This window comes from Enterobacter cloacae complex sp. P47BA, assembly GCF_014930485.1.
Lineage (GTDB): Bacteria > Pseudomonadota > Gammaproteobacteria > Enterobacterales > Enterobacteriaceae > Enterobacter > Enterobacter bugandensis.
Genome location: NZ_JADBRF010000001.1, coordinates 137,763 through 150,958, shown reverse-complemented (window position 1 = coordinate 150,958; position 13,196 = coordinate 137,763). Strand labels below are relative to the sequence as shown.

Genomic DNA, 13,196 nt, shown 5'->3' with positions numbered 1-13,196 from the left:
TTCACACTCCCGTAGGCCCGGTAAGGCGTAGCCGCCACCGGGCCGCAATCTCAGAACAAAGTACTTCCGGTTACGACAGAAATCACCACCAGCAGCAGCAAAACGGCAACGATCAAACCAAAAGCCAGTAACACCGCATGAAAAGCGAGCGTAGCTCCGGAAAAAAACAGCGCGCCACTCACCCCCCATCTGTTCTCTTTGCGCATCCCTGCCGTGAACGCAAGCCCTAATGCCACCACGGATAAAATTATTCCGCTATTGATAAGAATGCTGTCGATATCGACCGCTTTCTTTTTCGCCTCAATGGTCGGCTGCTCTCCTTTTATGCCAGCAATGATCCCTTTTTTTACCGCCGAAACCTTTTCAGCCACAACAATTTCAAGCGCCGTCGACTTTGTCGAAAAAGGACCAAAAGTGAACTGCACTAATGAGAGAAGCAGTGCAATAACCCCGAGTAACATTCCCACTGAACTGAATTTATTCCGTAACAAGATTTCCATATCAGCATGCCTTTGATGATGTTTAAACTAACCTGTCGAGTGGCGGCCTATGTTCAGGCCCGGTAATGCGTAGCCGCCACCGGGCTATTTCCCTGCCTGCGGATGCGTATCAAACCCCGCCATCACTGCCGTCAGCTCGGCCAGTGTAAAGCCGTGCTTCGGATCAGCAACGCCAAGGCCAAACCGCTCCTGCATCAGCTTATACAGCGCCTCTGCATCCGGCAAATGGATCTGCTCCTCCACGTGACCGTTCTGCCAGTGGGTAAAGTTGAAGTTAGTCAGCGTCAGCTTGCCGCCGTCCGGCAGGTGGCGGCACATCAGCAGATGATGACGAAAATGGGACTGCGGCCAGTGCGCCGACCAGAAGTTCCCCATCACGTAATCGCTGAAATACTGCGTCGTCAGGTCAAAGTGGTACATCGACTGCCAGTGCTCGTGGTGACGGAACTGTAATACCCAGTCGTTACCCTCGCTCAGAAGACGGTACATGCCGTGCGGGGTTTCCTGCTCCTCGTTGGCGAGCAGGCGAATCGGCGCCGTCAGCGTCTGTCCACCAAACCCCACGTCGGCAATCCAGCGCTCGCCGTTCAGCTCAACCAGCAGCAGGCGGTGCGTGCGCGGCGGCATCTGCGACGGATTTGCCAGTACGACCCGCCCCAGCACGCTGCGCACGTTAAACCCGACTTCACGCAACACGCGCTCGAAAAGGCCGTTTTGCTCAAAGCAATATCCTCCGCGTCGCGCCGTCACCAGCTTGTCGACCAGACATTGATCGTCAAGATGGATTTCGCGCGGCAGGACGACATCAATATTTTCGAACGGGATCGCACAGTTGTGGTGTAAATGCAGCGCGTGCAGGGTTTCGATATCAACCCGTGTCGGTTGCGCCCACCCAATGCGGGCAAAATAGTCAGTCAGAAAGGGGAACATACATCATTTTCCTTTGATTGTGATGTTCTGTTTATAAACTAATTTTACGCACTCACTTTGATTTACGTGCTTTTTCGTCATACTCATCGTTACAGATGAGGAGATCCTATGAGCCACTTTCGCCCTGTTGAATTACGTCATGCCAGCCGTCTGCTGAACCACGGCCCTACCGTTCTGATCACCAGCCGCGATGAAACCCTGGACAGACGTAACGTTATGGCCGCCGCATGGTCAATGCCCGTTGAGTTTGAACCGCCGCGCATCGCGATTGTGGTGGACAAAAGTACCTGGTCACGTGAGCTGATTGAGCATAGCGGGAAGTTTGGCATCGTCATCCCCGGCGTGGCGGCAGCTAACTGGACATACGCTGTCGGCAGCGTCAGCGGGCGCGACGAGGACAAATTCAACTGCTACGGGATCCCGGTCGTGAACGGCCCTGAGCTCGGGCTGCCGGTGATTGAAGAAAAATGTCTGGCGTGGATGGAGTGCCGATTACTTCCCGTCACCTCTGCGGCAGAGAAATACGACACGCTGTTTGGAGAAGTGGTTTCAGCGGCAGCCGATGAGCGCGCGTTTGTCGCCGGGCGCTGGCAGTTTGACGGGGATAAGTTGAATACGCTGCATCATCTAGGGGCTGGGACATTTGTGGCGAGCGGGAAAATGGTGAAGGCGCTGGATTGATTTCCTAAATTATATCCTACTGAATTATAGTAAATTTCTATGGCATTTTATGTTTACTATTGCGTTGTAAAACGGAGGATATTTCCAGAGTTGCTGCATTAGCACTCTCGCGTTAAGGAAATATCAATGACATGGAATAAAGATGGCGCAATCGCGTATGCCAAATCACACGCCCAACCGAAGAGCACGGGGTATTGTGCTCACTACGTCACCGAAGCGATCAGAACGGGTGGAAGATTAAAAATCCCCAATACGCGTCTGGCAAAAGACATGGGGCGGACATTGGTTAACGCTGGATTCCGCCTTGTATACGATCAACCCCATGCAGGCGACGTCGCAATTATTCAAAATATTGTTGGTCATGATAGCGGGCACGTTTGCATATACGATGGTCAGCAGTGGATCAGCGATTTTGTTCAACGCACCATGTACCCAGGGCAGGCTTACCGCAACATACAACCACATTACGAACTGTTCAGGCATGACTAATGAAAACACTTTGGTTTTTTCTTTTTGCCCTTTCTCCTCTCGCGGCCGCAGAAAATGTTTATGCACCGGGCCAGGCGGCGCTTAAATTCAATCAATGGTATATCGCCCAGTTAGACCAACACAAACCGCCCGTACTTAACCCAGATATTATGAATGATTACGTTGCCTCGGGGACAATTGCAGCAATAAAAGAGTTGTATTCAGGTGACAGTAACGAAAAAGATATGCCCGATACGGATATGTTCATCAAATCACAGGATTGGGATGAGGACTGGAATCAGATAACCATCCTGCACTCTGATTTTGACGCCGTTTGCACAAACGTTTATATCGCGTTTGGTAAGAAGCAAGATCACGTTGTTGCAGATTGTCTTATTGAAGAACAAGAGAAATGGAAAGTCCGCTCGGCAACGTTAATTAAGTAACATGGATAATCTCCGTGTCGTAAAAAAAGCACATGGTAGCCTACCGACTACCATGTGCAATTAATTAACTACTTCGCACGCCGCGCAATAATCTCATCCGCCACATTTCGCGGGGCTTCCGCAAAATGATGGAACTCCATCGTGTACGTCGCGCGTCCCTGGGACATCGAACGCAGCGTGGTGGCGTAACCAAACATCTCGGCCAGCGGCACATCGGCGCGGATAATCTGGCTTCCGTACTGCTCCGCCATTCCCTGCACCATGCCGCGGCGGGAAGAGAGATCGCCCATGATGTTCCCGGCGTACTCTTCCGGCGTTTCCACTTCCACGTGCATGATCGGCTCAAGGATCACCGGATCCGCCCTGCGAGCGCCCTCCTTGAAGCCGAGGATCGCCGCCATGCGGAACGCCATCTCCGAGGAGTCGACGTCGTGGTACGAACCAAAGGTCAGGGTCGCTTTGACATCCACCACCGGATAGCCCGCCAGCACGCCGCTGTTCATCGCTTCCCGCAGCCCTTTCTCCACGGACGGGATATACTCGCGCGGTACCACGCCGCCCTTGGTGGCATCTTCAAATACAAAACCACTTCCGGGCTCCAGCGGCTCCAGGCTCAGCACCACATGACCGTACTGCCCTTTACCGCCGGACTGCCGGACAAATTTGCCTTCGATATCCTTCACCGCTTTGCGCAGGGTTTCGCGGTACGTCACCTGCGGACGACCGATATTCGCCTCGACGCCAAACTCACGCTTCATGCGGTCGACGATAATCTCGAGGTGTAACTCACCCATCCCGGAGATAATGGTCTGACCGGACTCCTCGTCAGTGTGCAGGCGGAAAGACGGGTCTTCCGCCGCCAGACGCTGCAGCGCAATGCCCATTTTCTCCTGATCGCCTTTGGTTTTCGGCTCAATCGCCAGCGAGATCACCGGATCCGGGAACTCCATGCGCTCAAGCGTAATGACGGCGTTCGGATCGGTGAGCGTGTCACCGGTGGTCACGTCCTTCAGCCCCACGCAGGCCGCGATATCGCCCGCGCGCAGTTCATCCACCTCATGGCGATCGTTGGCATGCATCAGCACGATGCGCCCGATGCGCTCTTTCTTCTCTTTCACCGGGTTATAGACCGCGTCGCCTTTGCGCAGCACGCCAGAGTAGACCCGGATAAAGGTCAACTGCCCGACGTACGGGTCGCTCATCAGCTTGAACGCCAGCGCCGAGAACGGCTCATCATCACTCGGATGACGCTCCGCGTGCTGCCCTTTTTCATCCACGCCGTCAATGGCCGGCACGTCCAGCGGGGACGGCATCAGCTCAATCACCGCATCCAGCATGCGCTGCACGCCTTTATTTTTAAAGGCGCTGCCGCAGAGCATCGGCTGGATTTCGCCCGAGATGGTGCGAATGCGCAGCCCTTTGATGATTTCCGCTTCCGTCAGATCGCCCGTTTCCAGGTATTTGTCCATCAGTTCATCGCTGGCTTCCGCCGCCGCGGAGACCATTTTTTCCCGCCACTCCTGGGCGGTACTGACTAAATCGTCCGGCACGGGGGCATAGGTAAACACCATACCCTGCGTCGCATCGTCCCACAGAATGGTTCGCATCTTGATGAGATCGACCACGCCGGTGAAATGATCTTCGGCACCCACCGGGATGACAATCGGCACCGGATTGGCCTTCAGGCGCTCCTGCATCATCCGCACGACGCGGAAGAAATCGGCACCCGGACGGTCCATTTTGTTGACGAAGGCCAGACGCGGTACGTGATATTTATTGGCCTGACGCCAGACGGTTTCCGACTGCGGCTGCACGCCACCCACGGAGTCATACACCATCACCGCGCCGTCGAGCACGCGCATGGAACGCTCCACCTCAATGGTGAAGTCCACGTGCCCCGGGGTGTCGATGATGTTAATCCGGTGCGGCTCAAAGCCTCTGTCCATGCCTGGCCAGAAGCAGCTGACCGCCGCGGACGTAATGGTGATCCCGCGCTCTTGCTCCTGCGCCATCCAGTCGGTGGTTGCCGCGCCATCGTGTACTTCACCCAGCTTGTGGCTCATCCCGGTATAAAACAGGATGCGCTCAGTGGTGGTGGTTTTACCGGCATCGATATGCGCGGAGATACCGATGTTGCGATAACGTTCGAGAGGAATGGGTCGGGGCATGATATTTCCTTAGTCACTATGACGTGTTTGTGACGACCGGGATGGTCGTGCATTGGTTCGTTTGCTATAATAGTCCTATTGTACGAGTATTATCGAACTATTTTTTAAGTGTTGACCTATTGTTGATATAGCTCAATCTGACATCACGCGCAGGAAAACGATGATCCCTAACCACCCTGAAACTGAACAAATACTGCTGGAAAATGTGCTGTTTGCCCTCGGCAACCCGCTCCGGCTATCGATTATTCGCCGGCTCGCCGACGGCAGCGAACTCAGCTGTAACGCGCTGCGCCCGGAGGACGTGGTGAAGTCCACGATGACCCACCACTGGCGCGTGTTGCGCGACAGTGGGGTCATCTGGCAGCGTCCGCAGGGACGAGAAAATATGATTTCACTGCGTCGGGAGGATCTGGATGCCCGTTTTCCCGGGCTGATGGAAATACTGCTAAAGGTCAAAAGCGCTGCCGGAAACTAGCTCCAGCAGCCTTTTGCGTGGCGTTTTAGTGCTGCATGCCCGACTGCTGCGAGAATTCATCGTCGGTTAAGCCAGCCCGAGGGGGCGCGGAGATTTTTTTACGGGCATATCTGTCCGGCACGCCCTCAGGACGCGTCTTGAAGCGACGGTGCAGCCACATATACTGCTCCGGCGCCATCAGCACCGCGCGCTCGATCGCCCGGTTCATCTGGGTTGCGACAGACTCTTTATCCGCACCCTGCAATGACGCGCTGATATCTTCAAGAATAATCAGCTCGTACCCTGTACCGTCCTCTCTGCGGCGCGGCACAAACGGAATAACGGCAGGCTTAGCGCTTTTGACCAGCATATAGCTGCCCGCCGTCGTGGCGGCATCCGGGACGGCGAAGAATGGCGCAAACACGCTGTTGGCTTTGCCATAGTCATGATCCGGCGCGTACCAGAGAATTTCATTCTGCTTCAGGGCGCGGATCATACCTTTTAAATCATGACGATCCAGCATGGTTTTATTCGAACGCAGACGACCGCGCGTTTGTAGCCAGTCCAGGAGCGCATTATTGTTGGGACGATAAACCCCAATACCGGGGTTAAGCATGCCAAATATCCGCGCGCCCAGCTCAAGCGTCAGAAAATGCATGCCAACCAGCACCACGCCCTTTCCCTGCGCCCTGGCCTGCTCCATATGTTCGTAACCGCGCACGGTAAAGCATTTACGCACCCGCCATTCAGGCCAGAACCACGCCATGCCGGTTTCGATTACCCCCATTCCCACGGATTCAAAATTTCGCTGCAGCAAAGATTCACGCGCTTCTGCTTCCATCTGCGGGAAGCACAGTTCCAGATTACGGCGGGCAATCTCGACACGGCGCGGTAGAAGGCGCATGGCTAACCGGCCCAGAACGTGTCCGAGTCTGAACAACAGCGGGTAAGGCAGCAGCATGATAAGCCACAGGGCGGCGATGCCTGTCCAGCTTAGCCAGTATCGCGGGTGGAAAAAAGCAGGTGAAAACCGGGGTAATTTTGTCATGAGAAAATTATCCTTTAATGTGACTGTCCTTAATTGATTCTGTTGTCGATCTTTCCTAAGGATTGATTAAATGTCGGTCGTGAACGTTAAGTGTAACGGATCAGATAAAACTTATTTTTATCGTTTTTTGCGAAAAGAAGGCGTAAGCGGCAGGAGAAACCGGGTAAGACGATGACCTCACCCGGCGAATGATTACATTGAATACCCGGGCTTTTTAATCAACTCGTCCAGCTTCGGTCCGATTTCGGTATCCCAGACCTGTGCTTTCCAGTCTTCCGGGTTTACCTGGTTCAACGCCACCGATACTGAACCGTCTTTGCTATTGAAATGGCGAATAATCACCTCGGCGATATCTGCCGCCAGCGCGGTTTTTTGCTCGTCGTTAAGATCGCGGGGAAAACATTTGATGTCTACGTGTGGCATATGCAAGCTTCCTGTTATGTGTGAGCATTCCACGTTATCAGATAATGTTGTTTGCCTTTAACACCTTGTGCAGTTCCGGCAGCTGACACACGGTATCCGCAATCGCCGTAAGCTTCGGCGTATTTGTCGCAAACCACTCATGGCGAGGCCCCCAGGTGCGCGCCACCGCAATATACACATCCAGCAGCGTCAGCCGTTCACCCAGCGCAAACGGCGCGGCCTTAAGCTGATTTTCAAACCACAGATAGAGGGATTTCCGGTACTCAATGCAGTTTTTCTGCAGCTGTTCCGGCGCATCAGGCACCCAGCGTTCGGGATAATCGGCATAGGTAAAGGTGGGATAGACGTTCGCCACGAACCAGATAAGCAGACGCTGAAACTGCTGACGCTCGGCCTGCCCCACGGGTGGAGCGAGATCGGGACAACGGTCGAGCACCATCAGGGCAATCGCCGCCGTTTCGGTCATGATGGTGCCATTTTCCAGCTCCAGCGTCGGCACCTGGCACAGCGGGTTGAGTTTTTGCAGCAGTTCACGCTGCGGGCCGGGCTGGTCAAACCCGTCAACGTTCACAAATTGATAAGGGATATCAGCCAGGGTCAGCATCACTTCACTGATTGCCGAGCCCCAGCCGGGTACGCCATAGAGTTTCATCATGTTGCCCCCTCAGGAGTGAAAATCCTAAGTGTAGAGCACCATTAGTAGGTTATCCCAGGCGGGTTGACCTCCGATTGCGCCACCGCTTCGCCCTGTTCGCCCCAGCGCGCCAGCACCTTCTGGTAATCACCGCGCTTAATCGCCCCGTCCAGTGCCGCCTGCAACGCGTACACCAGCCCATTGCCTTTTTTGGTCGTGGTGGCGACATAAGCTTTTTTCGGACCTAAACCGACCACGCGGGTTTTGCCGGTGAGCGCCGCTTTGTAAGCTGAAACCGACTGAGGGCCAAAGAACACGTCCGCCCTGCCGGACTGGATATAGAGATTGCCCGAGGCATCGTCGTGGAGATAGACCGGCAGCGCAGGCGCTCGCCCCGCCTTTTTATTCTCTTCGTTCCAGCCCAGCAGGATGCGCTCCTGATTGGTGCCCGAGCCGACAATCACCTTTTTTCCGGCCAGATCTTCCGCGCTTTTGATTGATTGAATCTCGCTGGTGGACTTCACCGAAAACGCCAACGAATCGACGCGGTAGGTCGCAAAATCAAACTTCTCTTTACGCTGTTCGGTCACCGCAATGTTCACCAGCGCCACGTCGTAGCGCCCGGAAGCGATCCCCAGCGGCCAGTCTTCCCACGCCGTTGGCACCAGCTTTAGCTTCAGCCCCAGGCTGCCCGCCAGCAGGCGGGCGATATCCGGGTCGCTGCCAATCCGCGTGCGGTTATCGCTGGCCAGCAGCGCCAGCGGCGGGGAGTTCAGCATCGAGACGGCGACCGTCAGCGTACCCGGCTCAACGAATTTATAACCGGCGGGGATCTTCGCCACGGCCTGCCGATCCACCGTCACCGGCAGCGGCTGCTCGTTGGCTTTCAGATCGATGCTGGCGTGGCTTGCCGTTGTGAAGACCAGCCCCGCCAGAAGTCCGTATTTCATCTGCGCTCCTTACAGCACTTTTGACAGGAACTGGCGCGTTCGCGCATGCGACGGACGGTTCAATACCGCGTCGCTGCTGCCCTGCTCCACGATTTTCCCGTCGACCATAAACACCACCTGATCCGCCACCTCGCGGGCAAAGCCGATCTCGTGGGTGACCACCACCAGCGTAGTGCCGGACCGGGCCAGTTTTTTGATCACGTCCAGCACCTCTCCCACCAGCTCCGGATCCAGCGCCGAGGTAGGTTCATCAAACAGCATCACGCGGGGGCGTAGCGCCAGCGCGCGGGCAATCGCAATGCGCTGCTGCTGCCCGCCGGAGAGATGGCGAGACCAGGCGTCGGCTTTATCCCGCAGCCCGACCACATCCAGCAGGCTGTATGCCCTTTCCACCGCCTCTTTTTTGCTGAGCTTCTTATGCGCGATGGGCGCCTCAATCAGGTTTTCCAGCACCGTGAGGTGAGGAAAGAGATTGAAGTTCTGAAACACATAGCCAACGTTGACGCGCTGCTTGAGGATCTCTTTCTCCTTCAGCTCATAGAGCTTGTCGCCCTGACGACGGTAGCCAATGTAGTCCCCGTCGATCTGAATAAAGCCTTCGTCGACGCGCTCCAGATGGTTAATGGTGCGCAGCAGCGTCGATTTGCCCGAGCCTGAGGGCCCGAGAATGACCGTCACGGAACCGGGCGGGATCTCAAGCGAAACGTTGTCGAGCGCCTTATGGCGACCAAAAAACTTGCTGACACCGGTAATCGAGATATGTCCTTCAGGAGAGGCTTGCATGGATAGGCTCCTGTGCTGGCGTGGTGGTGACGGAACGGGTGCGACGGGCGGCACGGTTCTGATTAACCGCAGAGCGGCGTTCGCTGCGGGCGAGTGCGCGTTCAACACCGTACTGAATAGCGGACAAGACGGTGGTAATCACCAGATACCAGGCGGCACCGACCATCAGCAACGGGATCACCTCCTGGGTACGGTTGTAGATCATCTGGATGGTATAGAACAGCTCCGGCATTGCCAGGACATAGACCATCGCCGTCCCCTTGGCGAGGCTGATGATTTCATTGAATCCCGACGGCAGAATGGTACGCAGCGCCTGAGGCAAAATGATGCGCACCGTACGTCGCCAGGCCGGCAGGCCGAGCGCGGCGGCGGCCTCATACTGCCCGTGATCGACGCCGAGGAATCCACCGCGAATGATCTCGGCGGTATAGGCGCTCTGCACCAGCATCAGCCCCACCACGGCGGTGGAGAACTGCCCGAGCACGTTAATGGTCTCAAAGCTGCCCCAGCTAATGCTGGTGAACGGCACGCCGAGGGAGAGCGTGTCGTAGAGATAGGAAAAGTTGTAGAGAATGATCAGCACCACGATCAGCGGCAGCGAGCGAAACAGCCAGATATAGCCCCACGCCAGGCTGCTCAGCAGCCACGACGAGGAGAGTCTCGCCAGGGCCAGCATGCCGCCCAACACCACGCTCAGTGCGGTACCGATCAGGGTAAGCAGCAGAGTCTGCCCTACGCCTTCGAGAATAACCGGGTCAAAGAACCAGCGGGCAAACACCGCCCACTCCCAGCGCGGGTTGAAAGCGACGGACTGGATCACGACCGCCAGGACAAACAGCGCCACCGCGGCGCCGACGGTCCGCAGCGGATAACGCGCCGGGACCACCTTAATGGTTTCAACGTTGCTCATCGTCGTTCCTCATGCGGTTTTACTGAACGCTTCGCGTACCAGCGTTTTAGTGAAGCGCAGCCGACCGTCAAACGGCGGCTGGCTGTACTCTTCCGGATCCCGGTTAAGATCAAACTGTGGCTGGTAGCCCTGGCTGAGATAGAGCCTGACCGCTTCCGGCTGGCGAAAACCGGTTGTCAGGTAGATCTGGCTGTAACCTGCCAGCACCGCCCTGCGCTCCAGCTCCTGCACTACGCGTCCGGCAAGCCCCTGCTGACGCAGGGTTTTGTCCGTCCAGATGCGCTTGATTTCCGCGGTGCGTTCGTCGAAGGGTTTGTACGCACCGGTGGCGATGATTTTTCCGTCACGCTCCAGAACGATAAACAGCCCCTGCGGCGCTAAATACCACTCGGTGAGTTCCACTTCCGCGTCTTTAGAGAAGTAGTCACCGTAGCGGGCGGCATATTCACCGAACAGCCCCTCGATAATGGGCTGAAGTTCGGCATCTTCCGGTGAAACGTCACGAAATTGTTCACGCATAGCGCCTCCTTAATCACCCAGGCCATCAGGATTCACTTCTGACTGCGGAATACGCTCAACGCCTTCCCCCCAGCGGTTCAGCACTTTGTCGTAATCGCCGTTTTTGATGACGCCGTTCAGCGCGGTCTGCACCGGCTCAACCAGCCCGCTGCCTTTCTTCAGCGTCACCGCAATGTGCGCCGCCTTCGGCCAGCCGCCGTCGACGCTGCCGACCAGTTTAGTTTTCCCGTTCAGCGCCGCTTTCCATGCGCCAATAACGTTCGGGCCAAAGTAGGCATCCGCGCGCCCGGACTGGAGCGCCAGCGTTTGCGCCGCATCGTCTTTGGTATAGATCGGGGTAAACGGTTTCAGCCCCTTCTTCAGGTTTTCAGCATTCCATGCCAGCAGGATGGCCTCCTGGTTGGTGCCGGAGCCGACGATAATCCGCAGCCCGGCGATGTCCTCAGCCTTCTGAAGCGATTCGATCGGGCTGGTCGATTTCACGTAGAAGCCGAGGGAGTCCTTACGATAGGTGGCGAAATCGAACTTCTCTTTGCGCGCTTTGGTAACGGTAATGTTGCTGATGGCGGCATCGTATTTTCCGGACGCCACGCCCAGCGGCCAGTCTTCCCACGACGTTGGCACCACGTTCAACTCAAGTCCGAGGCTGTCGGCCACCAGACGAGCGACGTCAACTTCACTCCCGAGCAGCGTTTTGTTGTCGTCGGAAAATACCGTCAGCGGCGGTTGATTGAGGCCCGCCACCGCCACGGTAAATTTCCCCGGCACGGCGAAGCGATAATCTTTCGGCAGCTGCGCCACTGCATCGCTGTTTTTGGCGGTATTGATCGGCGTTTTATTGGCCTCGATGCTCACGCCGGTGCCGTTAATGTTCACATTCTCTGCCCAGACGGCAGGGGTAAAGGCCAGCGCGAGCGCCAGAATAAGCGATGTTTTTTGCATAGCGGAGTTCTCTTTTATTGTTGTGTGAACTGGTTTTTCGGTTGGTCTAAGCCAAGGCTTTCGCGCAGCGTGGTTCCCGGGTAGTCGGTGCGGAACAGGCCGCGGGCCTGTAAAACGGGCACCACCTGGTCAACGAAGCGCGGAAAGGTATCCGGCGTACCGCCCTGGATGATGAAGCCGTCTGCGGCATAGCCTTCAAACCAGGCCTGCAGACCGTCTGCGACCTCTTCCGGCGTGCCGGAAAAGCGCGGGCGCGGCGATGCGGCCTCAAGGGCCACCTGGCGCAGGGTTAAGTTGCGCTCGCGGGCATTTCGCTTAATTTCATCGGTGGTGCTGCGGAAGCTGTTTTTGCCTAAGTCACCGATATCCGGGAACGGCTCGTCGAGCGGGTATTGGCTGAAATCGTGATGTTCAAAATAGCGCCCGAGGTAATTGAGGGCATCGGTAACCGACACCAGCGCCGCCGTGGTTTGATACTGGTTTTCCACGTCATTGGCGTCTTTACCCACAATCACGCTGACGCCCTGGAAGATATGTAAATCTGACGCGCGGCGGCCGTTTGTTTCCAGCTGCTGCTTCACGTCGCGGTAAAACGCTTTTGCCTCGTCGAGCGTTTCGTGATGAGTGAAAATGGCGTCGGCATGTTTTGCCGCCAGCTTTTTCCCGTCGTCCGAGGCGCCCGCCTGAAAAACAATCGGACGCCCTTGCGGGGTGCGACCAATATTCAGCGGACCGGCGACCTGGAAGAAGTCACCGTGGTGATCGAGCGTATGCAGCCTGGCCGGGTCAAAAAACTGACCGCTCTCTTTGTTGCGGATAAACGCGTCGCCTTCCCAGGAGTCCCACAGCCCTTTCACCACGTCGAGATACTCATCCGCAATGCGATAGCGCAGCGCATGCTCGGGGTGTTTTTCGCGAGAGAAGTTCTTTGCCGACCCTTCCAGCGGCGAAGTCACCACGTTCCAGCCCGCACGTCCGTTGCTCAGATGATCGAGGCTGGCGAACTGGCGCGCCGTGGTAAAGGGTTCGCTGTAGGAGGTGGATAACGTTCCCACCAGCCCCAGACGCGTGGTGATGCTTGCCAGCGCGGATAATACCGTTAACGGCTCAAAGCGGTTTAAAAAATGCGGAATGGATTTCTCATTTATATAAAGACCGTCGGCAACGAATAAAAAATCGAGTTTGCCCTCCTCCGCTTTTAACGCCGTCTCTTTTACAAATTCAAAATTAATGCTGGCATCCGCGACCGCCGCCGGATGACGCCAGGCGGACATATTGCCCGATGCACCATGCAAAATGGTCCCAAGCCGCAGTTGACGATGTGCAGACATATTTACCTC

Annotated in this window: 14 protein-coding genes and 1 pseudogene; 4 read left to right on the top strand and 11 right to left on the bottom strand. The window is 56.2% G+C overall.

The features are described 5' to 3' along the window. Positions 1–50: 50 nt before the first annotated feature. Together IM299_RS00735 and nhoA are read right to left on the bottom strand one after the other, a co-directional pair. Positions 51–500 carry a hypothetical protein gene (locus tag IM299_RS00735; RefSeq protein WP_048958317.1) on the bottom strand — a complete coding sequence of 150 codons (450 nt, stop codon included), beginning with the start codon at positions 498–500 and terminating at the stop codon, positions 51–53. A gap of 84 nt (positions 501–584) precedes the next feature. Next, positions 585–1,430, bottom strand: coding sequence for an N-hydroxyarylamine O-acetyltransferase (gene nhoA, locus IM299_RS00730; RefSeq protein WP_193356839.1), 846 nt, complete (start codon positions 1,428–1,430; stop codon positions 585–587). A gap of 108 nt (positions 1,431–1,538) precedes the next feature. Here nhoA and IM299_RS00725 point away from each other — a divergent pair, with 108 nt between their 5' ends. From IM299_RS00725 to IM299_RS00715, 3 genes are all read left to right on the top strand, one after another. Next, a complete protein-coding gene (locus IM299_RS00725) occupies positions 1,539–2,111 on the top strand; it encodes a flavin reductase family protein (protein ID WP_028013271.1) in 573 nt (190 codons plus the stop codon). 126 nt (positions 2,112–2,237) lie between these two features. Beyond that, positions 2,238–2,600: a CHAP domain-containing protein gene (locus IM299_RS00720; RefSeq protein WP_193356838.1), complete on the top strand. Its 363-nt coding sequence runs from the start codon at positions 2,238–2,240 to the stop codon at positions 2,598–2,600. Next, a complete protein-coding gene (locus IM299_RS00715; RefSeq protein WP_193356837.1) occupies positions 2,600–3,025 on the top strand; it encodes a DUF3828 domain-containing protein in 426 nt (141 codons plus the stop codon). Before IM299_RS00720 ends, IM299_RS00715 begins: the two co-directional genes overlap by 1 nt. Before the next feature lie 68 nt (positions 3,026–3,093). Here IM299_RS00715 and fusA read toward each other — a convergent pair whose 3' ends face one another. Next, the gene (gene fusA / locus IM299_RS00710; protein WP_041909807.1) at positions 3,094–5,193 is read right to left on the bottom strand and encodes an elongation factor G; all 2,100 of its coding nucleotides are present in this window, start codon (positions 5,191–5,193) and stop codon (positions 3,094–3,096) included. A 160-nt stretch (positions 5,194–5,353) separates the two neighbouring features. Here fusA and IM299_RS00705 point away from each other — a divergent pair, with 160 nt between their 5' ends. Continuing rightward, positions 5,354–5,668: a helix-turn-helix transcriptional regulator gene (locus tag IM299_RS00705; protein WP_048958324.1), complete on the top strand. Its 315-nt coding sequence runs from the start codon at positions 5,354–5,356 to the stop codon at positions 5,666–5,668. Between the two features lie 25 nt (positions 5,669–5,693). Here IM299_RS00705 and IM299_RS00700 read toward each other — a convergent pair whose 3' ends face one another. The 8 genes and pseudogenes from IM299_RS00700 to IM299_RS22835 all read right to left on the bottom strand — a co-directional run bounded on the left by IM299_RS00700 (position 5,694) and on the right by IM299_RS22835 (position 13,187). Beyond that, positions 5,694–6,695, bottom strand: coding sequence for a Kdo(2)-lipid IV(A) acyltransferase (locus IM299_RS00700; protein ID WP_028013274.1), 1,002 nt, complete (start codon positions 6,693–6,695; stop codon positions 5,694–5,696). 192 nt (positions 6,696–6,887) lie between these two features. Beyond that, on the bottom strand, positions 6,888–7,118 hold the full coding sequence (gene pptA / locus IM299_RS00695; protein ID WP_028013275.1) for a tautomerase PptA: 231 nt from the start codon (positions 7,116–7,118) through the stop codon (positions 6,888–6,890). Positions 7,119–7,155: 37 nt separating this feature from the next. Beyond that, entirely contained in the window at positions 7,156–7,773 is a 618-nt protein-coding gene (locus tag IM299_RS00690; RefSeq protein WP_193356836.1) for a glutathione S-transferase family protein, read from the bottom strand. A 41-nt stretch (positions 7,774–7,814) separates the two neighbouring features. Beyond that, entirely contained in the window at positions 7,815–8,702 is an 888-nt protein-coding gene (locus IM299_RS00685; RefSeq protein ID WP_193356835.1) for an ABC transporter substrate-binding protein, read from the bottom strand. A 9-nt stretch (positions 8,703–8,711) separates the two neighbouring features. Next, positions 8,712–9,485, bottom strand: coding sequence for an amino acid ABC transporter ATP-binding protein (locus IM299_RS00680; RefSeq protein ID WP_182033770.1), 774 nt, complete (start codon positions 9,483–9,485; stop codon positions 8,712–8,714). After that, positions 9,469–10,395 (bottom strand): amino acid ABC transporter permease, encoded by a 927-nt coding sequence (locus tag IM299_RS00675; protein ID WP_193356834.1) that lies wholly within the window; start codon positions 10,393–10,395, stop codon positions 9,469–9,471. Before IM299_RS00675 ends, IM299_RS00680 begins: the two co-directional genes overlap by 17 nt. A 9-nt stretch (positions 10,396–10,404) precedes the next feature. Next, the gene (locus IM299_RS00670; RefSeq protein WP_028013279.1) at positions 10,405–10,914 is read right to left on the bottom strand and encodes a GNAT family N-acetyltransferase; all 510 of its coding nucleotides are present in this window, start codon (positions 10,912–10,914) and stop codon (positions 10,405–10,407) included. A gap of 9 nt (positions 10,915–10,923) precedes the next feature. Next, positions 10,924–13,187 (bottom strand): annotated as a pseudogene (locus IM299_RS22835) (NtaA/DmoA family FMN-dependent monooxygenase). Positions 13,188–13,196: the final 9 nt, after the last annotated feature.

Coding starts and splice junctions, on each gene's coding strand:
- IM299_RS00705 (WP_048958324.1), top strand. CDS start 5,354: ATGATCCCTAACCACCCTGAAACTGAACAAATACTGCTGGAAAATGTG.
- pptA (WP_028013275.1), bottom strand. CDS start 7,118: ATGCCACACGTAGACATCAAATGTTTTCCCCGCGATCTTAACGACGAG.
- IM299_RS00680 (WP_182033770.1), bottom strand. CDS start 9,485: ATGCAAGCCTCTCCTGAAGGACATATCTCGATTACCGGTGTCAGCAAG.
- IM299_RS00725 (WP_028013271.1), top strand. CDS start 1,539: ATGAGCCACTTTCGCCCTGTTGAATTACGTCATGCCAGCCGTCTGCTG.
- fusA (WP_041909807.1), bottom strand. CDS start 5,193: ATGCCCCGACCCATTCCTCTCGAACGTTATCGCAACATCGGTATCTCC.
- IM299_RS00670 (WP_028013279.1), bottom strand. CDS start 10,914: ATGCGTGAACAATTTCGTGACGTTTCACCGGAAGATGCCGAACTTCAG.
- IM299_RS00690 (WP_193356836.1), bottom strand. CDS start 7,773: ATGATGAAACTCTATGGCGTACCCGGCTGGGGCTCGGCAATCAGTGAA.
- nhoA (WP_193356839.1), bottom strand. CDS start 1,430: ATGTTCCCCTTTCTGACTGACTATTTTGCCCGCATTGGGTGGGCGCAA.
- IM299_RS00685 (WP_193356835.1), bottom strand. CDS start 8,702: ATGAAATACGGACTTCTGGCGGGGCTGGTCTTCACAACGGCAAGCCAC.
- IM299_RS00735 (WP_048958317.1), bottom strand. CDS start 500: ATGGAAATCTTGTTACGGAATAAATTCAGTTCAGTGGGAATGTTACTC.
- IM299_RS00720 (WP_193356838.1), top strand. CDS start 2,238: ATGACATGGAATAAAGATGGCGCAATCGCGTATGCCAAATCACACGCC.
- IM299_RS00715 (WP_193356837.1), top strand. CDS start 2,600: ATGAAAACACTTTGGTTTTTTCTTTTTGCCCTTTCTCCTCTCGCGGCC.
- IM299_RS00700 (WP_028013274.1), bottom strand. CDS start 6,695: ATGACAAAATTACCCCGGTTTTCACCTGCTTTTTTCCACCCGCGATAC.
- IM299_RS00675 (WP_193356834.1), bottom strand. CDS start 10,395: ATGAGCAACGTTGAAACCATTAAGGTGGTCCCGGCGCGTTATCCGCTG.